Below are 22370 nucleotides of genomic sequence, written 5' to 3' on the forward strand. Positions count from 1 at the left end.
AGGACGTATGGCGAAGACTAGTCTAGTGACTAGAATTATTGCAGGTCTTGTGCTCGGGGTTGTAGTGGGGGCACTTCTCAATTTCTTTCCCGAGTACAAAGCTTGGATAACCAGCAACCTTTTGCAACCCGTCGGCGATATTTTCATCAAGATGATGAAGATGATTGTCGTACCCCTCGTGTTCGCGTGCATGGTCGGCGCGATCGCAGGCAATGGTGATAACAAGGCGATAGGGCGGGTAGGGGTGAAAGCCCTGTTCTACTTCTTCGTCGTGACCAGCATCGCAATTGTTTGTGGCCTGCTGGTTGGCAATCTTGCGCAGCCGGGCGTAGGTGCCAACTTGACCACCCTTGCAAACACCCAAACGCTCTCGCTTCCCTCTGCCTCGGAGAGCACAGGGTTTGGTCAAGTCATCCTCAATATCATCCCGGACAATATCGTCGGTGCAATGGCGCAAGGAAAGCTGCTGCCTGTCCTGTTCTTCTCGGTCATGTTCGGCTTTGGGCTAAGTGCTCTGGACAAAGAGAAGAAAATGCCGCTGATCGCGGTAGTCAATGCCATTTCCGCGACGATGTTCAAAGTGACGCATATCGTGATGCATTACTCACCCATCGGGATTTTTGGCCTGATCGGCGTGACGGTCGCCAACTTCGGGCTTTCCGCATTGCTGCCTCTGGCAAAACTGATTGCCGTCACCTACATCGCGGTCATTCTGTTCGGCGTGGTCGTGCTGGGCGGCATCGCGAAGGTTGCAGGGATCAACATCTTCGACCTGATCAAGGCGATCAAGGATGAGTTGATCCTGGCGTTCAGTACTGCCGCCTCGGCGACTGTCATGCCCCAGTTGATTGAAAAGGTCGAGGCCTACGGTGCGCCGCGTTCGATTGCTACGTTGGTTATCCCTACGGGTTATTCCTTCAATCTGGATGGCGCATCGCTTTTCGTGGGCATCGGCACGCTGTTCATCGCGCAGCTCTATGAAATTCCCCTGAGCCTGGCTGACCAGGCGATGCTGATCATCATCATGGTGCTGACCTCCAAGGGCGCAGCCGGCGTTCCGGGGGCCATGTTCGTGATCTTGACCGCTACGCTGACCAGTGCCGGTCTGCCTGTGGAAGGTATTGCGTTCATCGCCGGAGTCTATCGCTTGATGGACATGCCGATCACGGCGCTGAATGTCTTGGGCAACGCACTGGCGCCTCTGGTTGTGGCGAAGTGGGAGAACCAATACCGGATGCCTGCTGCCCCGATGGTAGCTGCCGAGGAGCGTTCGCAGGCAACGACGATTGCTGCGAGCGCTTTCGTCGAAACCGTCGACAAACCGGCTTAGCCAGGGGCCTGCGGAGTAGACCAGGCCGAGGCGTCGTGCGGATGCAGGCTTTCCAGGTGGCGGACGTGCACCTGGGTGTCGCGATAAGCGCTAAGGCATACCTGTATGCGCCGCGCAGCGTCCTCGACGAACATCAGGTTCTGCCCGTTGAGCGCTGCGAAAGCCTGTTCGTCAGCCCGTTTCACGGCGGTCTGAACCGGCGTGCGCAAAGCGCCTTCGACTTGGTCGATCAAGGCCAGCAACCCGAGATCCGGAGCATCGGCAGGCACCGCGACGCGCACCCGAGCTTCGCTACGTTGGCTGTGAGGCGTCGCCAGCGACGCGTTGCTGCGCAGCCACTGCGCGACGGCGCCGGCTTCAAGCAGTGGCTGGTCCTTGAAGGTTCGCAGGAAGCTGTCTTCAATCAACTGCCGGGAGAGAGCGGCCGAGCATGGGCAGGTCGAGGAGTAGCCGATCCTGACCTCAATATTCAGGTTCAGCGCCCCGCCGACCTTCGTCGCGAGCACGTGAACCGGGTACGACTTCCATCCAGAGAGACCCTCGGTCACCAGTGCAGGGCGGCGAACCAGCAAGTCGAAATCCAGGCGCAACCTGGCATTGCGGCTTTCGCAATCCTGATGGCTGTCGATCATCTCCTGCAACAGCGCAAAGAGGCTTGCCGGCGACACCGCCGCAGCCTGCCCCCATGCGTCCAGCAGGCGATACAGCCTGGACATGTGAATGCCTTTGACGTGCGGTGCCGGCAGGTCGACCTGAACATCCGCCCGGGCGTGCAGTTCACGCTGGTAGGTCGCTTCCTGGATCCTTACCGGCAGGTCGATACCCTGCATGCCGACCCATTGCAGCGGGCTGAGGCTGGGGGCCAGGTCGGTGACGGAAACGTCGGGTAGTGCTGAGCTCATCATTTATATCCAGTGGTGGGAGCCTTGCACGTGGCAGCAAGGGGTATGAATCAGTTTCAGATTACTGGCTGAGTTATAACATAACAATAAGGGCAGGTTGCAAATCACGTCCTGACTCTTGAGCAGGCAGAGGCGGGAAGCCGCTTCGCTTGAGGCTGCTGGCGCGGGAGAAAAAACTATTGGATAAGATCGACGCTGACCTGAAGCGCGTTGGGCTTCAGATTCACGAGCGGTCGCGCAAACAGAGGCGGCCCGTGCTGCAGTAACTACCTATCGCGCATTGGGAGGAGGGTGGTCACCCTCCTTAATGGTAGTGATGGTGGAGGATTTCCCCACCCGCACGGGGCCAGCAACGTGCAGGCCGGAACGCTGCAGTGACAACTCGCTCCAGAACGCTCGGGCAGGCGTTGCGATTGGTGCTTCAGTTCCCATCGTTATCTCGACGGCTCGAATGGGGATGGGGGCTTGCCCCCTCGCCCAGTCACAGCACCTTGTCGAGCGTGATCGGAAACTCTCTCACACGCTTGCCCGTGGCATGGTAGACCGCGTTGGCTACCGCGGCTGCCACCCCGACGACGCCGATTTCACCTACGCCCTTGGATCCCAGTTCATTGATGATGTCGTCGTGCTCTTCAACGAAGATGACTTCGATATCCCCGCAGTCTGCGTTGACCGGGATGTGGTACTCCGCCAGGTTGTGGTTGACGATGCGACCCAACCGATGGTCGGTGAGCGCGGCTTCGTGCAGGGCCATACCCATGCCCCACACAACGCCTCCCAAGATCTGGCTGCGCGCGGTTTTCGGGTTGACTACCCGTCCCGCCGCCACGGCGCTGACCACCCGTACTACCTTGATCGTGCCAAGGTCCTCGTCGACGTGGACTTCCACGAACACCGCCGAATGCGTGGCGGTGGAGAACGGTTCACGCCTGGCGCCGGGCTCCGCGTCGACTTGCACTTCGAACTCACCTTCGGGGGCGCTGGCGATGATGTCCGCCAAGGCCAGGCGATGGCTGCCTGCGTGCAGGTAGCCATCGGCGAACACGATCTGCTCCCGGGCCGTGCTGGCCACTTGGGGGTACATCTTGCGCGCATGTTCCAGCACTTTGGTGCGCAGTATATGGCAGGCCTGGCGGACGGCCGAGCCGACTGACGACACCGTGAACGATCCTCCCTGAAGGGGTGCGGTGGGCAGTGAAGAATCACCCAGCACGAAGGTGACATCCTGCACCCTGGCGCCAGCCGCGTCGGCTGCGATCTGCGTCATGACGGTATAAGTGCCGGTCCCGATATCGGTGGTGGCACTGCAGACGGTGAGGTGGCCTTTGGCATCGAAGCGCGCTTTGGCGCTGGCTTTCATCTGCATGGCTTCCCAGACGCCGCCGGCCATCCCCCAACCGACCAGCTGGTTGCCATGGTGCATGCTGCGCGGTTGCGGATTACGGTTTTGCCAGCCAAAACGTTCGGCACCTTGCCGGTAGCACGCCAGCAGTTCCTTGCTGGAGTAGGGCTTGCCCTCGTTGGCATTGCTGGCGGCAAAATTGCGGCGGCGCAGCTCGAGCGGGTCAATCTGCGCTGCACAGGCAAGCTCATCCATGGCGCATTCCAGGGCAATCATCCCCGACGCGGCGCCAGGCGCTCGCATGTCCAACGGGGTGTACACATCGAGCGAGGCCAGGCGATAGCTGAGGGCAACGTTGTCGCACTGGTAGAGCATGCCACTCCATTCCACCACGTGCTCGGTGAAGTCCTCGAAGCGGGAGGTCTGGCCAAGCGCATCGTGGGCGATCGCCAGCAACTGCCCGTTTGCGTCAGCACCCAGGCGCAGGCGCTGCTCGGTGCGGGGCCGGTAGCCAAAGGTGAACATCTGCTGGCGAGTCAGCGTGACGCGCACCGAACGCTGCAGGTGCAACGCCGCCATCACTGCCAGCGGCAACTGGTACTGCGGACGCAAGCCCGAGCCGAAGGCACCGCCGACGAATGCCGCGCGCACGCGGATGTTTGCCTTGGGCAGGCCAAACACCTTGTGCAGGTAGTCCTGGCAGTTTTGTGTGCCTTGGGTCTTGTCGTGGATTTCCAGCGTGCCGTCGCCTTTGTAGAGTACGGTTGACGCATGGGGCTCCATCGGGTTGTGGTACTCGTTGGCTGTCAGGTAGGTGGCATCCACCTGCACCGGGGCCCCGGCAAACTGAGCGGCAAAGTCACCACGCGGCGCCGGTGTCTCGGTGAGTGCTGCATGCGACTGTTGGCATGCGCCCAGGTCGGTCTGGTGGGCCTCCTCGGCATACTCGATCCTGATCAGCGAACCCGCATACCGGGCCAGTTCGAGGGTTTGGGCAACCACCAGCGCCAGCGGTTGCCCATTGTAGAGGACTCGTTCATTGAACAAGGGCCTAAACGGCGCCCCCTTCGCGGAGTCGGCGTCGCTGTAGTTGTCGTCATAACTGGAAATATGCGGACGATGTGCATGGTCGAGCACGGCGATCACCCCCGGCACGCGCATTGCCTGCGCACTGTCGATGTTGAGTACCCGACCGCGGGCGATGGTACTGGACACGACGCTGCCATGGAGCAGGCCTGTCTCGGGGTATTCGCCCGCGTAGCGCGCCTGCCCGGTGACCTTCGCCATGCCGTCCACGCGGTCCAGGGGCGTGCCAACTACTGGTGTGGAGTTGATCATGGTCGTGCCCTCCAGCAAGCGGCGCCGTAGGCCGCGTCATTCAGTGCCCGCACAATCGCACGTTGGGCCAGCGTGACCTTGAACCCGTTGTGGCTCAGGGGTTTTGCGTCTTGCAGCAACGTTTGCGCGGCGCGGGTGAACAGTGCTTCGCTAGGCGCTTGGCCGGCCAGCATGCGCTCCACAACCGGGTCTCGCCACGGCTTGTGGGCAACGCCGCCCAGCGCCAGGCGAGCTTGCTGGATCACCTCACCATCGAATTTCAAGGCTGCAGCGACCGACACCAGCGCGAACGCGTAGGAGGCGCGGTCGCGTATTTTCAGATAACGGTAATGGTTTTCGAACTCCGGGGGTGGCAGCTCGATGGCGACCACCAGTTCATCGACTGCCAGCTGATTGTCTCGCTCCGGGGTGTCCTCGGGGAGACGATGGAACGCCGCAAAAGGTATTTGGCGCTCTCCGCGCGGCCCCTGCACATGCACCACGGCTTCGAGCGCTGCCAATGCCACACACATATCCGAGGGATGGGTCGCGACACAGGCATCACTGGCGCCGAGAATCGCGTGGATACGGTTCGAGCCTGTACGCGCCGGGCATCCGCTGCCGGGCTCACGTTTGTTGCAGGGGGTGCCGGTGTCGTAGAAGTAGTAACACCGGGTACGTTGCAGCAAGTTGCCACCGGTGCTGGCCATGTTCCTCAGCTGCGGTGATGCCCCAGCCAGGATGGCTTCTGACAGCAATGGATAGTGCTGCTCGATCATCGGGTGCCAGGCCAGGTCGGCATTGCTCACCAATGCGCCGATCAACAAGCCACCGTTCAACGTGAGGTGGATGCCGTTCAGCCCAAGGCCGGAAATGTCGATCAGGCGCTTGGGGCGAACCACGTTTTCTTTCATCAGGTCGACGAGGTTGGTGCCGCCGGCAATGAAGTGCGAGCTGGCGCCTGCCAGGCTCACGGCTTCGCTGATGGATGCGGGCTTGTGGTAGCTGAAAGGCGTCATGGATTCGGCCCTCGTTGAGGCTGGGCCAGGTCCGTCATCAACGGTAGGGCTTCTTCTACCGCAGCGACGATGTTGCCGTATGCACCACACCTGCAAAGGTTGCCACTCATCTGTTCGCGAATGGCCTCGCGGGTGTCGGCACGCCCTTCACGGGCAAGCCCGACTGCGGAGCAGATCTGCCCCGGGGTGCAGTAGCCGCACTGGAAGGCATCGTGGGTGATGAATGCGCGCTGCATTGGGTGCAGAACGTCGCCGACGGCCAGCCCTTCGATGGTCACCAATTCGGCCCCATTGCACATGATGGCCAAGGTCAGGCAGGCATTGACGCGCTTGCCATCGCGCAGCACCGTGCAGGCCCCGCACTGGCCATGGTCGCAACCCTTCTTGGTGCCAACCAGGTCCAACTGCTCACGCAAAAGGTCGAGGAGGGTGGTCCAGGGATTCACCTGCAATGTTCGGCGCTGACCATTCAGGGTCAGGCAGATGGGGTGTTCTTCAACCCCATTGGGAGAGATCGCGCTCATGGAAGGTCCTCACGGTCAGGGTTTGCGCAGTCGGCTGCGTCTCTGTTGTGCGACCGGGCCGGTTGACTAAACGTTCAGCCCGCTTGCCAAGTTGCCGATCACATCTGGCCGTCACCCGTGTTTTTGCAGGGCGTCAATCAACTGGGCCTTGGTCATGGTCGAGCGCCCCTTGATGTCTTTGCTGCGTGCCTCTTTCATAAGGCTTTCCTTGCTTTGCGATTCCAGCGACGCGTGCGACATCCGCGAATGCCCCTGGCGAGATTCAGCGGCGCGTTTGGCCGAATCCGAGCGTGCGGTCTTCTTCGCCCGCGACGATGTCCTGCTTCCCGAGCCTCCGTGCTTCTCACCGCCACCGGATTGTTTGTTTGTGCTCGGCCTTGCGTTTCTGCGCGTCCGTGTACTTGTCTTTGTCCCCGCGTGGCATGGTATTTACTCCTGCGTGGGTTGCATGAACGGTTTGAACCCGGGTAGAACCGACGAACCGGGCGATGGATAAGTGATCCGTTGCCATCGGCCCTTTCAGCTAACTGCCGGAACCTGCGCCTGATCCACCTCCGGCTGAGCCATTGCTACCACTACCCGCATTTGCGCCGCTATCACCAGAGCCATTGCTGCCGGTTCCCGAGCCGCTGTCGGTACCGTCACCGCCGGTATTGTCCGTACCATTGTCGTCAGTACCGCCATCACCCGTACCCATGCCATCGCCTGGCGTTCCCGAGCCAGTCGCACCGCTTTGGTCGTGCATTTGTCCATTGTCGTTCGATTGCATGCCTGGGGCGTGCTGATGGTTCAGGTCTGTGGCGGCCAAAGCAAGTGGTGAAGCGCAGCCCAGGCACAGCGTGAGCAGTAACGTATAAGGTTTTGCCGGTGTCATGGCGAAACTCCTTTTTATAGTGTTTACCCTTTTGTTCGGCCTGCCGCGCGTGTGAGGGTGCCTTCTGAGCGACGGAAGGCGCTGCATCAGGTCGACGCGAGCGAGCGACGCTTTGCTCCAATGAAGGCGTTGATAACGTGCGGGGCACCCATGAGGCTGGTGCAATCAGGTGTTCGAAGTTAGTTTTTCACTGCAAGCCTTTTGGCTTGTCATGGACACGATTTGTAAATGTTTTCTACTTGCAGCCTACTCGCGCTCGATAAATTCTTTATTCGTGACGCCGGGCCCCTCTGACGGTTATACCGCCATGTCGGAGTCATAGTTGTTCAACTACGACTATACAGGAGGGGCTCATGTCTGCCCTTAGTGCGTATCTCTATCAAGACGTTCTTGGTACTGACCTCTGGCTTTGGCTTTCCTTTTTCGCTGTTGTGCTAACACTGTTGGCGCTTGACTTAGGTGTGCTCCATCGCGGGAATCGGGAGATTGGAGTTAAAGAGAGCTTGTTGCTGTCTGCGGGCTACATCAGTATGGGCCTTTTGTTCGCGGTCTGGGTGTACTTCCAGAAAGGCAGCGATGCCAGCATGGACTATGTGACGGGTTTCTTGATTGAAAAATCCCTGTCAATGGATAACGTTTTCGTTATTGCCCTGATATTCAGTTTCCTGGCCATTCCTCGGGAGTTCCAGCACCGAGTATTGTTTTGGGGGATCATGGGGGTCATCGTCTTGAGAGCTATCATGATCGGCCTTGGGGCTGCGCTCATCGCCCAGTTCAGTTGGATACTTTACTGCTTCGGCGCCTTCCTGGTGTTCACCGGGGTAAAGATGCTCTTCGCTCGCGTCGATCATGCGCCTGACCTGGAAAACAACCGTTTCGTCAAATACCTACGTAGACACCTGCGCATCACCAAGGAATTGCACGGTCAACGTTTTTTGGTTCGCTTGCCTGACGCGTCAGGAAAAAGAATGCTATGGGTGACACCGCTCTTCCTTGCACTTATTTTGATTGAGTGTGCAGATTTGGTATTTGCTGTTGACAGCGTACCTGCGATTTTTGCTATCACACAGGATCCGTTCATCGTTTATACGTCGAATATTTTTGCCATTCTCGGCTTGCGAGCGCTCTATTTTGCATTGGCTGCCATGATCAGTCGCTTTATTTACCTTAAATATGCGCTGGCTCTGGTGCTTGTCTTTATCGGCTCGAAAATTTTCCTTCATGACGTGGTGGGTAAAGTGCCAGCCGAAATATCGTTGAGCGTAACAATCGGCCTTCTGATTGGCGGCGTGTTGCTTTCGCTTTGGAAAACCCGAGCGTCCGCTAACGCTCATTGAATAATTAAGGCCGCTGAACGGTAGAGCAGGGACAAGCTCCGCAAGCATGGTATCCAGGCCGGCTCGTCCCACCACGAACGCTATGCGTACTCGTCCGTGAAGGTCGTGCTGACGTTTTAGCGAGTCTTGCCGAGTTGATCATCACCGCTGGCAAGACCGATAAGAAGCGTCGCCTCACCACGCCGACCCTGGTTTACCAGACACTCGCCACGCTCAGGAAATGGCGTTTCTCGTATGTGCTTGTGGCCAAGGTTAGAAGGCTGCCCGCTGACGGCCTGTAGCGATTGATGTCACTCGGGCAACGCATACACCCTGAAAAATTTCTTCACGATATCGTTGGTCCCTCCCAAGTATTTGTCGTAGTCCTTTTCAATGGAGCCCGAGCGATAGGCTTCGCTCAGGGCCGTATCGACCAGCAAGCGGAAGTCGTCGTCATTGCGCGCCACCATCATCGCCACCGGCGAGTACTCGAATATACGGTCCAGGAGCATCAGGTTTTTGGGAGCCCCTTCCTTGGCTATATCGTTTTTCAGCAACATGCGTTCGGCAAAGAATGCGTCCGCCTTGCCGTCGGCGACCAGCTTGATGCCCTCATCGTTGTTGGCCACGGTAACCAGTGAAGCGATTACACCAAGCAGGCGCATCCTTTCGCGAATCCAGTCTTCGGTTACACCGCCCTCAATGGTGGCGTATGTGTGGTTGGCCAGACCGTTGTTGATGCTTGCTCGCCAGGTCGGTCCGCTATTGGCGACTTTGCCATTGAGTACATTGAGCAGCGATTCGGGGGCATCCTTACGTACCACGACAGAGAGACCGGCGGTGTAGATCGGTATGGCGTAACTGATCGTCTTGCGCCGTTCCAGAGTGGGCGGAGTCGGCGTGCAGAGAATATCGACTTTCCCCTGGCTGACCGCACTGACCAGCTCGTAAACCGTAACCGGCTGGTAGCGCACTTGCAGGTCCGGCAGGCCAAGCTCGCGCTTGAGCTTGTCTGCAACTTTAAGGCACTGCTCGATGGCATAGCCGCTGGCTTTGTCGCCTTCCTGTGTGCTGAAGGGCGCAAGGTCTGGCACGTAGCCCAAGGTGAAGCTGTGGCTGCTGCGCACGCGGTCAAGTGTGGAGGCACTGGCCATCAGAGGCAGCGTCAAAAAAGCCAGAGCGAGCAAAAAACGGGTGGTTTTGATAAATGGTACGTTCATGTCAGGTTTCCCCGTATGCAGATGTCTGTGCAGTCCTGGCTGCCGCGCCTAAGGATTGCCGGCCCCGGCCTGTTCGGCTGGCAGCGTGTCGGTGAAACGCTTCGCGAGGAAACCATAGAGCAGGTAGCCGAAGGCCAGCACCAAGGTGCCGCCCATCACCGCCTCCTTGCCGCAGGCATACAGGGCATACAAGGAGTACGTCACCGCAACCAGCAGCACCACCAGGTTGCGCGCGTAGATCGTCGTTGAGACACCGGCCTTGTACATGATGACCAGCAGACCGGTCAGCGCGGTTAAATATGGGATGAGGTTAGTCACCGCCGCCAGGTTGACCAGCTTGCTGAACTGGGCGGCGGCATCCGGTGAAATGGTCGACAGGGCCATCAAGGTTTGCAGCACGCCACAGACGATCATGCCGACGACAGGGGCGTTCATGGCGTTGACCTTGCTGAAGAACTTGAGGAACAGGTTCTGGTCGGCGGTCATCTTGGCAGTTTGCGCCAAGGTAAATTGCCACCCCAGCAGCGAGCCGACACACGCCATGACCGCCAGGGCCATGACGATATGGCCTACCAATGGATTGAACATCGTGGCGTAGACCAGCGCGAAGGGGGCCGTGGACTTGGCCAGATCGGCATTGGGAATGATGCCCTGGATGACGGTGGTCGACAGTATATAGACACCGGCAGCCCCCAAGGTGCCGAACAGGCAGGCCAGTGGCACGTTGCGCTTGGGGTTTTCCACGGCATCGGTGGCTTGGGCCGCCGACTCCATGCCCAGGAACGCCCACAGGGTCAGAGGAATGGCTTTGGCGATGGACTCGGAAATCGGCAGATCGTTAGGGTTCCAGGCGGCGACCAGTACATCGGGCTTGAACCAGAACCAGCCGATGATGCAAAGGCCTGCTACCGGAATGATCACGCCCCAGACCGTGAAAGCACCGATCTTGCCGGTGATGCCGGGACCGCCGAAGTTGGCGAAGGTGGTCAGCCAGATTAGCCCGACGGTCCCTATGCACAACGGGATGGCACCACTACCCAGCCAGGGCAAGAAGGCGGTCATGTAGCCCACCGCAGAAATGGCCACGGCTACGTTGGCGATGGCCAGAGACAGGAAGTACAGGTACGAGCAGAGGAAAAAACCTGACTTCGCGTGAGCTTCTTCTGTGTAGGCTGACAACCCGCCGGAGCGTGAGCAGAAGACGCCGCACTGGGCAAAACAATAAGCGATGGCCATCGAGCCGATCGCCGTGAAAAGCCACGACAACAGCGAGACGGCGCCTAGTTGAGCCATGTTGGTAGGCAACATGATGATCCCCGAACCCATCATGTTGACTGTCACCAGCGTCGTGAGCCCGACCAGGCTCATTTTTTTGCTTGAATCAGCCATCGCAAACTCCTTGCCGCGTTCAATGTTTTGAACCTTGGTCCGGCAACGTGCAACGCGTGGCCGAATAGGGGGCTAATGTTCAATGCTTGACTACGTAAACGCTGCAGGTTGGGCGCCCTTGGCAGTCCCGTTTGATCTCGACAGCAGGAGGCGCTCAGCGACCAGTGCGCTGGTGTCGACGATGTCCAGCCGGGCCTGGCAAGGGGCGGGCAGGCGGAAGGGCATGATGCTGTCGGCGACCAGGATGCGTTCGAACATCCCGCTTTCGAACAGCGTCCCTGCGCTGGTGAACAGTCCGTGGGTGGCGGCAGCCAGAATGCGTGAAGCGCCGGCTCGATGGCAGGCTTGAGCGGCACGCAGCAGTGTCTGGCCGGTGCTGATCATGTCGTCGAACAGCACGACCGTGCTGCCCGCCACCTTACCCACCAGACACTCACCGCTGAGCTGCGTGTGTTGCCGGTGCTTTTCTACCATGGCCATGGCGACCGGGCGCGCCAGTATCTGGGCCAGTGCCTGGCGAAACTGTTCGGCGCGCTTGATGCCGCCCATGTCCGGCGACACCACCGTGATGCCCTGCGCAACAAGCAGCGGCGCCAGGCGCTGGGCAAACAGCTGCGCGCAGTCCAGGTTCCAGGCTGGTATCCGGTAGGCGTTGTCGAACGCGCTGGGATTATGCACATCCAGCGCCACCACCCGGTCGATGCCACAGCTTTCCATCAGGCGAGCCACGTGGCGGGTAATGGTCGAATCCTGAAATTCCACCTTGCGGTCCTTGCGCCCATAGCATAGATAGGGCGTCACCGCTGTCACCTGGCTGGCGCCGGCGTCCTTGAGCGCGCCACAGAAGAACAGCAGCCGGCACAGTTTGTCGTGGGCGCTGTGGTGCATATCGCCATAAAGCGAGTGGAACACGGCGGTGTTTCGCCCCTCGACCGCATCCTGGGGCCAGCACTTGTGCTCGCCGTCCTCATAGTCTCGCTCTACATGTGCCGACAGGGAGAGGCCCAGGCGTCGGGCAACGGCATCGCCATAGCCCTCGCTGCCTTGCAATGCAAACATCAACGGTGCTGTGGTGTTCATGGGCGATGCTCCCTGGGTGGTTACCGGCAACTTAAGCGGCTTGGCACCGCTGGGTTTGACGATTATCAAATACAGCGTGGGCCATGGGCAGACACTGTGCAGGTCAGCGCATGCCAAAGGCTGCGATCCTCACAGCGGCTTGTCAGCCATACACCGTGCAGCATCCTGACGATCAGGTCTTTACCTGGCAGTTGAATCACGCGGTATCGCCTGTTCGGCCATGGCGCACCACCTCCACGCAGAATTGGCCTTCGTAGGGAGGCACATGACATTCGACGATATCTTGCGCCGCGACCTGCAAATGAATGCCGACGATATCGGCATGCACCGGTTGGCGGCAGACGTGGCGGTCGACGAGCACAGCGCTGATGAGGTGGCGCGCACCCAGTTCGGCGAGGTAGGCGCAGGTGCGCAGCAGAGAGTGCCCTTCGTAGAGCACGTCATCGACCACCAGCAAGGTGGTTTCGGCAAGGTCGAGCTTGGCGAGTTCAGGGCTCTCGGTGAGTTGAGTATGGGCATGCAGGAGGCTCAGGTCGTCCGCATAGCGCTTGACCTTGATCGGGTAGAGCGGCAATGGCGCAGCGCCGGTCAGTGCTTGCAGGTGCAGTTGCAGGCGCTGCGCCAGCGGCTCACCACGCCGCTGAATGCCTACCAGCGCCACTTCAGACGTAGGCAGGCAAGCCATGGCCTGCCGGGCCATCGAGCGCAGCACACTGTCCAGATCGTGTTCGTCATACAGACGGACTCTTGATGGAGCGGGGCGCTTCATGGTGTTTTTCCTTATTGGATAACGGTGTCCGGGAGCCTACCCGGGCCCCTTGAGGTGGGCTTGATAAAAGCCAAGTGATACAACAGCAAGCTTGCAGATTAGTTCGGATGTCGCCAAAAATACGCGCCAACCAACGAAATATTTCTGCTATCTACCCGTCCGTTGACGGAAACTGACTCGACCATTGCAAAATGCATCGTGAGGTGACCGCACGGAAATTTGGGAAGGCGAACGAAGGCGGAAGGGCTGTTGACCATGGGTAAGTGGTTGACTTTTTCGAGAGCGGGGCTTAGTGGAAACGCGCACTGTGAGCGTGTTTTAATGGCGACAGAGAAAGTTATTGGATGTCGAGAGCGCAGGTGGAAAAATATTCGTTCAAGTAAATTAACTTGTGGCTGATTTAAAAATGCTATCGGATAAAGTTAAAAATTTTTGCCGCCAAAAAGGCTGGTGGTATGATGATGCTAGCGCAGATTATGAGGCTGAACTAGTTAAATTAGGAATTGATATAGGGTCGGACTGTGCTGAGTTTTACTTGCATGCTGAAGATGGCCCCACATTTTCCTCGGGAGGGCATGAACTCTATCAGCTTGGTTGGTTTTCTAAAAATACCAAGTTTGATCTTGCGCTGAAACGCACCCATGACACTCTAGGTCTGAGTCTTGATTACATACCCTTGGATAGCTTTGAGGGTGAAAGTGGATATTACTATAATTCCAGGACTGGAGAGGTGCTTGAGATTTCCCTTGGTGAGAGATTGGAAGCTTTCAAAGCGGGGCGACTTCGCCCGCAGTGGAGTAACTTTAATAGGTTCATTGAATTTTATTTTAAACTGGGCTGATTCTACTGCTACGACGAGCGCCGGTATCTGGTAGCAGTCAACCCGATCCATCGTCGCCATCAGTACGACCCGGCCGGTGAGTTGGTGCGCACGCTCGACAAGCTGCGAGGTGAGATCATGTATGAGTCCGAAGCTAACGGCCAGTTACGTAGCCGCGATACCGGCTCACTGGCGGGTAGCGAAGAATTCCGCTATGACGCGATAGCCAACCGCCTGGACTTCAGCATTTCCAAGAACATCCAAGAGCTTGCGGAATCCCAAGGAGCTCTTTCTATCGCGATTGAGCGAAGCAGTTCCAGTGCTCTGGTGATCAAAGCGGCCATTACAGCTCTGGAGAAGCAGATTGCTGCCGAGTGATCGACATTGCGAAAGCCGCACTGGTAGATGTCGAGCAGCGCAGCTCTGCACGTTTGCAGCGGCTTTTCGCTGTATTCCGTTGCGAAACCGTGAACGATATGGTGCATGCATTTTATCGCGAGGACGATTTTGCGGAGGGCGATCCAGAGGAATTTTTGCAGCATTTACCAGACTCTGTCAGTCGCGAACAAGTGGCCACGGCTTTGTGGTCTCACGCTAATCGGCAACTGGTCCGGCTGTTGGTGGCTGATCCAGAGCGTATCGAGCTGGTTTCAGGGCGTGATAAGGACATGGTGCTGCGGGTATTGGACCAGCTGTCACTTATGCCTGAAAGCTTAAGTGCCGACGCCATCCCGCACTTTTTTATGGGCAACCCGATCTGGTCGGCACCGTGCATCAATACCGGGAACGAGTACTTGCTGCCCATACCGCATCTGGTACTTAGCCACATTCACGGGGGCATGCGTGCACTGTTGGATGATCTCGCTCCGACGGTAAAAATGAAAATGGCTCGGACTCGTGCCGAATATCTGGAAGCGCAAGTCTGTGCACTGCTGCGCAAGGCGTTGCCTACTGCCCGGCTGCAAGCTGGAGTCAAATGGGCGATCGGCGCAGATCGTTGTCAGCAGAGCAGCGATGATGATGGCTCCGGCCTGACCTGCCAGCGCGCGGGCAGGGTAATTTCCTCGTGGTAGCGAATGTTGTCGAAGCACAGGCGCATGTGGGTTTTCAGGGAGGCTCGCTGAAACGCGGTAGTTCTCGATGCTCGGGGGTTGCATAGTGCTGCAGGGGGTGATGTTGGTGAAGGTGGATGACTTGTTCTCAGCGATCGCTGGCGTTGGCACAAAAGTCGCCCGCATGGCCTGAATTTTTGCCGTGGCGGCCAAGGCGATGATGACCAGCGCGGAAAAGACTGCGAGGAGCAAGCCGAAGACCAGCATGTGGTTAGCTTCGGCTAGGCCGAGCAGAAAAAACGACGGCCAAGACCAGCATGACCGTGATACCGAACGCTATTTGCATAGAGCATCTCTGTTTAGTAGTGAAGAGCGACAATATGACGGCAAGGGTGTGTTCAGAAGCAAGGGTTAGCCGTCCTCTGCCTCGTCAGGGTTGTCTTTTTCCGGTGAAGAAGTGGTCAATAACTGGCTGACACGACTGCCCAGCAGCGAACCGGCCTGAAAGTAGCCCATCACCGTGCTGACACTGCGGTGCTCGGTCATCGCCATTACCTCGCCCAGAGGCACACCCTGGCGTCCGGCTTCGGTGACGAAGCCCGAGCGGAGGCTGTGCGCCGCCCAGTCACCGTCGAGGCCTGCCAGTGCCGCGCGACGCTTGACAATGCGCGCGATCTGGTCGCCGGACAGGCCAACAGTCGCGACCCGCCCCCCTTTGTACAAACGGCGAAACAGGGGGCCGTTGCTGGCCGGTGCTACAGCGAGCCAGGCGTTAAGTGCTTGTGCCGCTGGCCCCTGCAGCGGTTTTTCCCGACGCACGCCACTACTGTCGGTTTTGGTTGCCCCAAGTGCATATAGCCAGGTGTCGGCGTCCAGACGGCGCAGGTCTTCGATCTGCAAACCCACGATTTCCGAGCGGCGCCGGCCACCGCCGCTCCAGGCCAGCAACAGCAGGGCGCGATCGCGCACGCCACGCACGCCGTCAGTGCAGGTGGCGAGCATCGCCTGCAGCGGCTCCAACACCACTGCGGTTTTCTTCCGCACGGATACGCCTTGGCGCGCCTGGGCCTTGCGTGCCTCGCGAAGCAGAGTCTTCACCGCAGGAGCCTCACTTGGGTTATCCCAGCTTCGCACGCGATGCCATTTCGCCAAAACTGCCAAGCGATGGCTAACTGTGCTGAACGACAGTGGCCCCGGCCTGCCCTTGACCTTGGCTGCAACCAGCGCGGCATCGACTGCCGGCGGCAGCAGGTGTGTCCAGTTACCAGCAGTATCGGGCCTGGCCAAGTGATCGACGATGAATTGCACGGCGACCACGGGAGGCAACGCGCCGTCGCCGAGCGAGCGGCAATAACGCAATCGCAGCCACGCAGACCAGTAGGTGAGGGCGCTCTGGTAGCTGCGCACGGTATTGGCTGCGGTGCCTGCCGCGATGAATGCCTCGGCCGCGGCGCGGGTGCTGTCGGCTAGCTCCGCCAGCACCAACGGCTGGGAGGAGGGCATTTGTACCGGCTCTGTCAATTTCATCTCGCTCAACGCTGCAATAGTTTCGGATAACCTGTGGTTTATCAGACCTAATATAACGAAGATTTCGGAATGACCACATCCATGATCGTAAAGGGCAGTTATCAATTCCATTGCCAGCTTTAAATCTACCACTAGAAGCCTTGGCCATCCTGCACAGCTTATGCGAGCAATCCTAACCACATAGCACTGAGTATCACGAACCGGTGCCGCAGATCGTGGTGGTGATGCGCACCAGCGCATCTAGCGGACCGATATCGGGGATAGGCTTGTCCTCCAGCACGATACGGTTATTCTCAACGATAACAGCCGCTTTCATGAGCGCCATGGCATGTCTCCCGAGGCACTGCGTGATTGTTCTTGATCTAGGTGCGTCAGATTCGCCATGGATCCTTGATCGGCGTCAATTTTCCGCACGGTCCGAATTACCGGTCGTCTGCACGGTGCGTGAGTTGACAAACATCAAGTCGCGCGCAGGGCGGTGGCAGATGATCGGGGCACGCTTCCCAACTACAGAGGTGTGCCATGGCCAACCCGCAACGACTCTTGTTGATCGCGTCGCCCCTGATGCGCCGAACCCCGGTCTATGATCGCGCTGCAGCATTGGCCAAAGCCAAGGGCATGGCGTTGCACATCGTCGCTTTCGACTATGTCGAGGGGCTGGCCACGGCGGGCCTGGTCAATGACCAGGCCCTGGCGGTGATGCGCGATGGTTATGTGCGCCAGCACCGCGAGTGGCTGGAAAGCCAGGCGCTACCGATGCGGCGCACTGGCATCACGGTCACCACCGAAGTGGTCTGGGTGCTGCATCCGCTGAACGAGATCCTGGTGCATTTGCGCGAGCAACCGTTTGCCATGTTGATCAAGGAGTTCGAGCACGAGCCCTGGTGGATGCGCGCCATGTTCACGTCGCTGGATATCCAGCTGTTGCGGGATACGCGCATACCGTTGCACCTGGTACACAAAGCCAGCCACGCCTTGCCGCGCAGGATACTGGCGGCCGTCGACCTGTCCAGGCCCGAAGACCAGTATGAAGGCTTCAATGACCAGATCATCAGCGAGGCGCTGAAACTGGCCTTGCAGTGCAATGCCCAGATCGACTTGCTCTACGTCTACGACCTGGGGTCGATGTACCTGGACGCCAGCAGTAGTCGTGAGCATTCGTTCTTACTCGACTCCAACCTCGCCCAGACACTTCACGAAGCCCAGAGTGAGGCCTTCCAGGCACTGGCCGAGCGCAATGGCATCGCCAGCGAGCATCGCCACATGCACATGGGCGACCCAGCCAAGGTCCTGGGATTGTTCATGGACAGCCATGACATCGACGTGCTGGTGATGGGCAGTTATCACCACCATGGTATCGGCTGGTTCATTGGCAGCACTGCCGAGCGTGTCATGCACCGGTTGTCCAGCAGTGTGCTGGTGATCTCGCCCGAGCATTCACAGGGGTAACCGTACAAGGCCCGTCAGGGCTTTGTCGCTAAGGCGCTGAGATCCATAGCGGTTATCTTCCGGTGCTGGCGCAAGAGGGCTACAGCGGGCCGATCTACGCCACCCAGGAAGTGAGCGGTCTGAAGGCGCTCACGCCCGCTGATGAGCAGCATTGCCTCGCGCAGTTCGACCTGTTGCCCGAGGAGGGGCGTGCAGTCACGCCTTGAAGCGATCAATGGCCCCCATCGGACTCTGCAATGACAGGCGCCCATTACGGCGCGGGAGGTATTCATGTCCCATGATCTTGCCTTGCCAACCTTGTTTGCCGACCGTACCCAGGGTGGACGACGCCTGGTCGAGCCACTGACCCGCTACGCCGGCAGGCCCGACGTGATCGTGCTCGCACTGCCGCGTGGTGGCGTTCCAGTGGCCTACGAAGTCGCGACTGCCCTCAATGTGCGCCTGGACCTGCTGGTGGTGCGCAAGCTCGGCATGCCGTTTCACCCCGAGTTCGCCATGGGTGCGATAGCCAGCGGCGGCGTTACGGTCCTCAATGACGACATGCTGCGGGCCTACCCGGTAGAACCGGCGTTGTTCGACGCCGTGGTTGCCAGGGAAACCGAGGAGCTGGCGCGGCGCGAACGGGCCTACCGGAGAGGGCGGCCAGCCCTGCAGCTCAAGGACCAGGTGGTGATTCTCATCGATGATGGCCTGGCGACTGGCGCCACGATGAGGGCGGCTATCCAGGCTGCGCGAGCCCAGTCACCGGCGCGGATCGTCGTCGCCGTCCCGGTCGCACCGCCAGAAACGCTCGAAGCGCTGTACGGTGAAGTGGATGAGCTGGTGTGCCCGCTGGTGCCTGAGCGGATGGTTTCGGTTGGCTATTGGTATCAGGATTTCCCGCAGACATCAGACGAGGAAGTGATGACGCTCATGGGGCAAGCCGATCAGCAAGCGCTTTACCGGAGTGCGCCCCATGACTGAGCACAGGGTTGAAGTTCGCACACAGACGGTGAAGCTGGCAGGCGTCGAACTCATCGCGGACGTGCGTGAGCCGGCCAACGCCTGCGCCTTGGTCATCTTTGCCCATGGCAGCGGCAGCGGGCGCCTGAGCGCCCGTAATCAATACGTAGCAGACGCTCTCGCGGCACGTGGCCTGGGATCAATAATCTTCGACCTGCTGACCGAGGCTGAGCAACGACTCGATAACGAGACCGGAGAATTGCGCTTTGACATTGCCTTGCTGGCCAAGCGCTTGATCGATGTCATCGATTGGGTTGCAAGCGATCCGCAGCTGGGCACGTTGCGCATTGGCTTGTTCGGTGCAAGCACGGGGGCCGCTGCGGCCCTGTGGGCGGCTGCGCAGCGCCCCGAGCGCGTGGCGGCGGTGGTGAGCAGAGGCGGCAGAACAGACCTGGCTGGGCCGATGCTGGACCGTGTACAAGCGCCAACCTTGCACATCGTAGGTAGCTGCGACGTCCTGGTCCTTGAGCTCAATCGTCAGGTGGACCGCTTGCTGAGCTGTGAGCGGCATCTTGAAGTGGTACCAGGCGCTACGCATCTTTTCGAAGAGCCTGGCACCTTGGCGAAGGCCGCGGCGCTCGCCGGTGACTGGTTCGTGAAGTACCTGCAGCACATATCCGTCTGATGGGGCTTCGCCGAGGCTCATACACCAAATGGATAGGTTTCGTCCTCTGGCTCAAGATGCTGTTGTTTCGGCAAGGGCAGGGCAGTCACTGGCTGGGTCTGTTCGAACCAGAGCAGCGCATCGAACTGCTCGGCCAGCACCGCCTCAAAGTAGTGGCTCAGCCGTTCGCTCTCGGGGCGATAGATGACGCCGATGGCGCGTTCGAGTAGCGCCGTGGACAACACATGGCGCAACGCCTTGCGCTGTGGGTCGCGCCAGTCGCTCAGGCAGGCTGGCACGCCTGCGAGGCGGAACTGGTGCTCCCAGCTGTCGCTGCGCGAAGGACGGATTTCCTTGATCTGCATGTCGCCGTCCCAGTCATCGGCGGCGGCCACCTGGCCGCGGTCGGTGGCCATGCCGATCAACACCGCGTCGTGCCCGAAAGCGCTGCGGCAAAGCTGGCCGATGTTGAACTGGCCTTTCCAGCCCATTTCTGTGGCTGCGGCATTGCCGATATGGGAGTTGTGAGCCCAGACCACCGCCTTGGCGTGGGGGCCACGGTGTTCCAGCAGCGCGCGCAAGGTATCGAACATGTGCCGGTCGCGCAGGTTCCAGGACGCCGTCGAACCTCGGTAAATGGCGCGGTAGTACTGCTCTGCGGCGATGATTACACGGGCATTCTGCGTTGCGTTGAAAAAAGCTTCGTCATTGCGGACAAGCCCTGACAATTGCTCGGCGAGCATGGCATTCAGTTGCTGGATCACCGGTTGCTCGCATGGCATGACGCCACCGTGCTCGACAAAGTGCCCGTACAGCGCGGGGTCGTCCTGCCAAGGTGTCAGGCAACCGTAGCGGCGACGGGATTCATGGGCCAGATGCGGATCGACCCGGTCCAGATACACCAGGACTTCATGGATGGAATTGCGCAGGCTGTAGACATCCAGGCCGCGGAATTCCACGCGGTGGTCGGTGGGCAGCAGTCGGTTGTGCCCGTGCAGCCATTGGGCGAAGGCTTTGACTTCGCTATTGCGCCACATCCAGGTTGGAAAACGGCTGAAAATATGGCGCTTCCACGCCGAGTGCGCCAAGCCTCGGACGTACTGATCGACATGCCCGGCATCCGGCCAGTCGGCCTCGACGGCGACGATGTTGAAGCCATGCTGTTCGATCAGGCGCCGGGTGATCGCCGCTCGGGCGCGATAGAATTCGCTGCTGCCGTGGCTTGCCTCGCCCAGCAGGATGACGCGCGCGTCAGCGTAGCGATCGAACAGCGCTGCGAATGCCGGCGTATCGAGGTTCGGCAAAGGTTCGGCGTACTGATGAAGCACCGGGGCAATATCGGCAGTGTCGACCTGATACTGCTTGCCGTAGAGTCTTTCCATCAATTTCTTCGAAGGGCCGTTCATGGGGAGCCTCCCATAATCGGGCCGCCGCGCATTGACCCGTCAGGGTGCGACGGCCCAGGGTTCAGATCAGGGAGAGCCGGTGGATGACCTGGCTAGCATCATCCGGGTCAGCGACGGTGGTGAACCCCGATTCGGGCGACAGCCGTTCGATGAAGGCGCGTGCTCGGTCCTGGGCTTGCAAGGGCCTGATCAACACGTGAACGCCGTTTTCAAGGGCTTCGATCCAGTATTCACCCGAAGGTTTGGGGAACGAAGGCGTTGTGTGCACACGGGAAGTTTCGGCGGGCGCCATGGCAATGTCCTCTATGTCGAATGAACAAGGAAGTTCAGTGTCGACAGTGGGCCCTGCGCCGACTTGACAGTTGTCAAATGCGTCACTCATGAGCTGTCAAACCGATAGATAAAGCTCCCCCGATTCAGGGATAGCCAACTCCTGCTGGCGTGGCTTTACGGGTACCACGAGCAAGTTGCATTTCAGGCTGCTTAGCAGGTATTCCAGGGTCGCGAACTGCCAGGCGCGGTGAGGGCTGGTGATCACTACGGTGTCGTAGCCGCAGCGATTGGCGTATGCGCAGAGGGTGTGCGCGCATGATCCGACGATCAACTGGTGATGGGCGTTAGGGATGCCCAGTTGCGCGACGAAGCGTTTGAATGCGCTTGCGACGGATTCATACGAGGGGATTTCCGCTAGGCTGTAGTGCTCGCTGTGACGCAGGAGGGCGGCCTGGTCATAAACGCAGAAGAGATGCATCTTCGCCTTGCGCGCATGGGTTATGAGCCTCGCGGCCTCGACGACTGCGGCATTCGCGTCCCCGTCGTCCAGGTCTTCGCAGCTGGCCGGCGCCGCTACAAACAGCTTGGCTTGACCTGGCTCTGAACGTTCCCGTGCGAACAACACGGGGCAGGGCGCAAGCCGCATGAGTTCGAGGCCGAAACTGACACGCCCGTCGGCTTGAGCCTGCAGAATTATCAGGTCGGCGGCGCATGCCCTGGCCAGTTTGACCAGTGCTTTCGCCGTGGGTTTGATTCGCATGACCTCCGGCTCCAGGTGGATGCCGCTGTCGAGGAAGACCTTCGCCAGGCCTTTCTGTCTGCCCAGGGTATCAAGATGTCTGGCCTCGGTAGCAGGTGCTATGTGGATGGCGAGGGTCACCAAGGCGCCGACAGCCGTCGCCAGCTCGATCGCCTGTTCGATAGCTGGATCGTATCGATCTTCGTCGGCTGCAAGGACAAGCAAGCTACTGATTTCCATGATCTTCACCTTTTGGCTGAGAGCGCCTGGCATACAGTCGGACTTCTGCGAAGCGTTCGACGCTTGAGCATGCAGGCGCACGCAAGGCGCGGTTTGATCTTCATCAAGTCACCTTGGGTGGCATCCAACCCTTGGTCGGACAGACCGCTAACATTTTGTGGGACCGCTAACTTGAA

Annotated in this window: 21 protein-coding genes and 4 pseudogenes; 10 read left to right on the forward strand and 15 right to left on the reverse strand. The window is 59.3% G+C overall.

Going from position 1 to position 22370, the window contains the following annotated elements:
* The first annotated feature begins 7 nt into the window (after positions 1-7).
* Entirely contained in the window at positions 8-1330 is a 1323-nt protein-coding gene (locus QCL51_RS12380; protein ID WP_021784646.1) for a cation:dicarboxylase symporter family transporter, read from the forward strand.
* Here QCL51_RS12380 and folE2 read toward each other — a convergent pair.
* From folE2 to QCL51_RS12410, 6 genes and pseudogenes are all read right to left on the reverse strand, one after another.
* Positions 1327-2232, reverse strand: coding sequence for a GTP cyclohydrolase FolE2 (gene folE2, locus QCL51_RS12385; protein ID WP_021784647.1), 906 nt, complete (start codon positions 2230-2232; stop codon positions 1327-1329). The genes QCL51_RS12380 and folE2 overlap by 4 nt on opposite strands.
* 481 nt (positions 2233-2713) lie before the next feature.
* Positions 2714-4912, reverse strand: a complete 2199-nt coding sequence (locus QCL51_RS12390) for a xanthine dehydrogenase family protein molybdopterin-binding subunit (protein ID WP_338444880.1) — start codon at positions 4910-4912, stop codon at positions 2714-2716.
* Complete coding sequence (locus QCL51_RS12395; protein ID WP_330509346.1) at positions 4909-5910, reverse strand: xanthine dehydrogenase family protein subunit M; 1002 nt, start codon at positions 5908-5910, stop codon at positions 4909-4911. Before QCL51_RS12395 ends, QCL51_RS12390 begins: the two co-directional genes overlap by 4 nt.
* Positions 5907-6434, reverse strand: a complete 528-nt coding sequence (locus QCL51_RS12400; RefSeq protein ID WP_021784651.1) for a (2Fe-2S)-binding protein — start codon at positions 6432-6434, stop codon at positions 5907-5909. The genes QCL51_RS12395 and QCL51_RS12400 overlap by 4 nt, the downstream gene beginning before the upstream one ends.
* 111 nt (positions 6435-6545) lie before the next feature.
* Positions 6546-6858, reverse strand: a pseudogene (locus QCL51_RS12405) (termination factor Rho).
* Positions 6859-6957: 99 nt separating this feature from the next.
* A complete protein-coding gene (locus tag QCL51_RS12410; protein ID WP_080671146.1) occupies positions 6958-7308 on the reverse strand; it encodes a hypothetical protein in 351 nt (116 codons plus the stop codon).
* A gap of 353 nt (positions 7309-7661) precedes the next feature.
* On the opposite strand from QCL51_RS12410, the gene QCL51_RS12415 reads away from it, so the two are divergent.
* A complete protein-coding gene (locus QCL51_RS12415) occupies positions 7662-8645 on the forward strand; it encodes a TerC family protein (protein WP_021784653.1) in 984 nt (327 codons plus the stop codon).
* Positions 8646-8743: 98 nt separating this feature from the next.
* Positions 8744-8848 (forward strand): annotated as a pseudogene (locus QCL51_RS12420) (aminoacyl-tRNA hydrolase); the annotation flags it as partial.
* 87 nt (positions 8849-8935) lie between these two features.
* On the opposite strand, the gene QCL51_RS12425 reads toward QCL51_RS12420, so the two are convergent.
* The 4 genes from QCL51_RS12425 to QCL51_RS12440 all read right to left on the reverse strand — a co-directional run bounded on the left by QCL51_RS12425 (position 8936) and on the right by QCL51_RS12440 (position 13082).
* Positions 8936-9844: an amino acid ABC transporter substrate-binding protein gene (locus QCL51_RS12425; RefSeq protein WP_021784654.1), complete on the reverse strand. Its 909-nt coding sequence runs from the start codon at positions 9842-9844 to the stop codon at positions 8936-8938.
* 48 nt (positions 9845-9892) lie between these two features.
* Positions 9893-11233 (reverse strand): putrescine-ornithine antiporter, encoded by a 1341-nt coding sequence (gene potE / locus QCL51_RS12430; protein ID WP_338444881.1) that lies wholly within the window; start codon positions 11231-11233, stop codon positions 9893-9895.
* A gap of 90 nt (positions 11234-11323) precedes the next feature.
* Positions 11324-12313, reverse strand: coding sequence for a ribose-phosphate diphosphokinase (gene prs / locus QCL51_RS12435; RefSeq protein WP_103444414.1), 990 nt, complete (start codon positions 12311-12313; stop codon positions 11324-11326).
* A 196-nt stretch (positions 12314-12509) separates the two neighbouring features.
* Positions 12510-13082, reverse strand: a complete 573-nt coding sequence (locus QCL51_RS12440; protein ID WP_021784657.1) for a phosphoribosyltransferase family protein — start codon at positions 13080-13082, stop codon at positions 12510-12512.
* Positions 13083-13473: 391 nt separating this feature from the next.
* On the opposite strand from QCL51_RS12440, the gene QCL51_RS12445 reads away from it, so the two are divergent.
* The 3 genes from QCL51_RS12445 (at position 13474) to QCL51_RS12455 (ending at position 14975) form a co-directional block, all read left to right on the forward strand.
* The gene (locus tag QCL51_RS12445; RefSeq protein ID WP_230849505.1) at positions 13474-13923 is read left to right on the forward strand and encodes a hypothetical protein; all 450 of its coding nucleotides are present in this window, start codon (positions 13474-13476) and stop codon (positions 13921-13923) included.
* Positions 13924-14040: 117 nt separating this feature from the next.
* A complete protein-coding gene (locus QCL51_RS12450; protein ID WP_232786984.1) occupies positions 14041-14280 on the forward strand; it encodes a hypothetical protein in 240 nt (79 codons plus the stop codon).
* Positions 14277-14975 carry a hypothetical protein gene (locus QCL51_RS12455; protein ID WP_021784659.1) on the forward strand — a complete coding sequence of 233 codons (699 nt, stop codon included), beginning with the start codon at positions 14277-14279 and terminating at the stop codon, positions 14973-14975. The genes QCL51_RS12450 and QCL51_RS12455 overlap by 4 nt, the downstream gene beginning before the upstream one ends.
* A 390-nt stretch (positions 14976-15365) precedes the next feature.
* Here QCL51_RS12455 and QCL51_RS12460 read toward each other — a convergent pair whose 3' ends face one another.
* Both QCL51_RS12460 and QCL51_RS12465 read right to left on the reverse strand, forming a co-directional pair.
* Entirely contained in the window at positions 15366-16457 is a 1092-nt protein-coding gene (locus QCL51_RS12460; RefSeq protein ID WP_021784661.1) for a site-specific integrase, read from the reverse strand.
* Positions 16458-16683: 226 nt separating this feature from the next.
* Positions 16684-16806: pseudogene (locus tag QCL51_RS12465) on the reverse strand (NAD(P)-dependent alcohol dehydrogenase); the annotation flags it as partial.
* A 197-nt stretch (positions 16807-17003) separates the two neighbouring features.
* Here QCL51_RS12465 and QCL51_RS12470 point away from each other — a divergent pair.
* From QCL51_RS12470 to QCL51_RS12485, 4 genes are all read left to right on the forward strand, one after another.
* On the forward strand, positions 17004-17930 hold the full coding sequence (locus tag QCL51_RS12470) for a universal stress protein (RefSeq protein WP_021784663.1): 927 nt from the start codon (positions 17004-17006) through the stop codon (positions 17928-17930).
* Positions 17931-17992: 62 nt separating this feature from the next.
* Complete coding sequence (locus tag QCL51_RS12475) at positions 17993-18136, forward strand: hypothetical protein (RefSeq protein ID WP_153811165.1); 144 nt, start codon at positions 17993-17995, stop codon at positions 18134-18136.
* A 64-nt stretch (positions 18137-18200) separates the two neighbouring features.
* On the forward strand, positions 18201-18893 hold the full coding sequence (locus QCL51_RS12480; protein WP_103470312.1) for a phosphoribosyltransferase: 693 nt from the start codon (positions 18201-18203) through the stop codon (positions 18891-18893).
* The gene (locus QCL51_RS12485) at positions 18886-19557 is read left to right on the forward strand and encodes a prolyl oligopeptidase family serine peptidase (protein WP_021784666.1); all 672 of its coding nucleotides are present in this window, start codon (positions 18886-18888) and stop codon (positions 19555-19557) included. Before QCL51_RS12480 ends, QCL51_RS12485 begins: the two co-directional genes overlap by 8 nt.
* 17 nt (positions 19558-19574) lie before the next feature.
* Here QCL51_RS12485 and QCL51_RS12490 read toward each other — a convergent pair whose 3' ends face one another.
* The 3 genes and pseudogenes from QCL51_RS12490 to QCL51_RS12500 all read right to left on the reverse strand — a co-directional run bounded on the left by QCL51_RS12490 (position 19575) and on the right by QCL51_RS12500 (position 22194).
* Positions 19575-20942, reverse strand: a complete 1368-nt coding sequence (locus tag QCL51_RS12490; protein ID WP_021784667.1) for an erythromycin esterase family protein — start codon at positions 20940-20942, stop codon at positions 19575-19577.
* A 127-nt stretch (positions 20943-21069) separates the two neighbouring features.
* A pseudogene (locus tag QCL51_RS12495) lies at positions 21070-21234 on the reverse strand (GNAT family N-acetyltransferase); the annotation flags it as partial.
* Between the two features lie 96 nt (positions 21235-21330).
* Complete coding sequence (locus QCL51_RS12500; RefSeq protein ID WP_031322612.1) at positions 21331-22194, reverse strand: universal stress protein; 864 nt, start codon at positions 22192-22194, stop codon at positions 21331-21333.
* Positions 22195-22370 lie beyond the last annotated feature (176 nt).

Source organism: Pseudomonas sp. LTR0 (assembly GCF_036630035.1).
GTDB classification, from domain to species: Bacteria; Pseudomonadota; Gammaproteobacteria; order Pseudomonadales; family Pseudomonadaceae; genus Aquipseudomonas; species Aquipseudomonas putida_Y.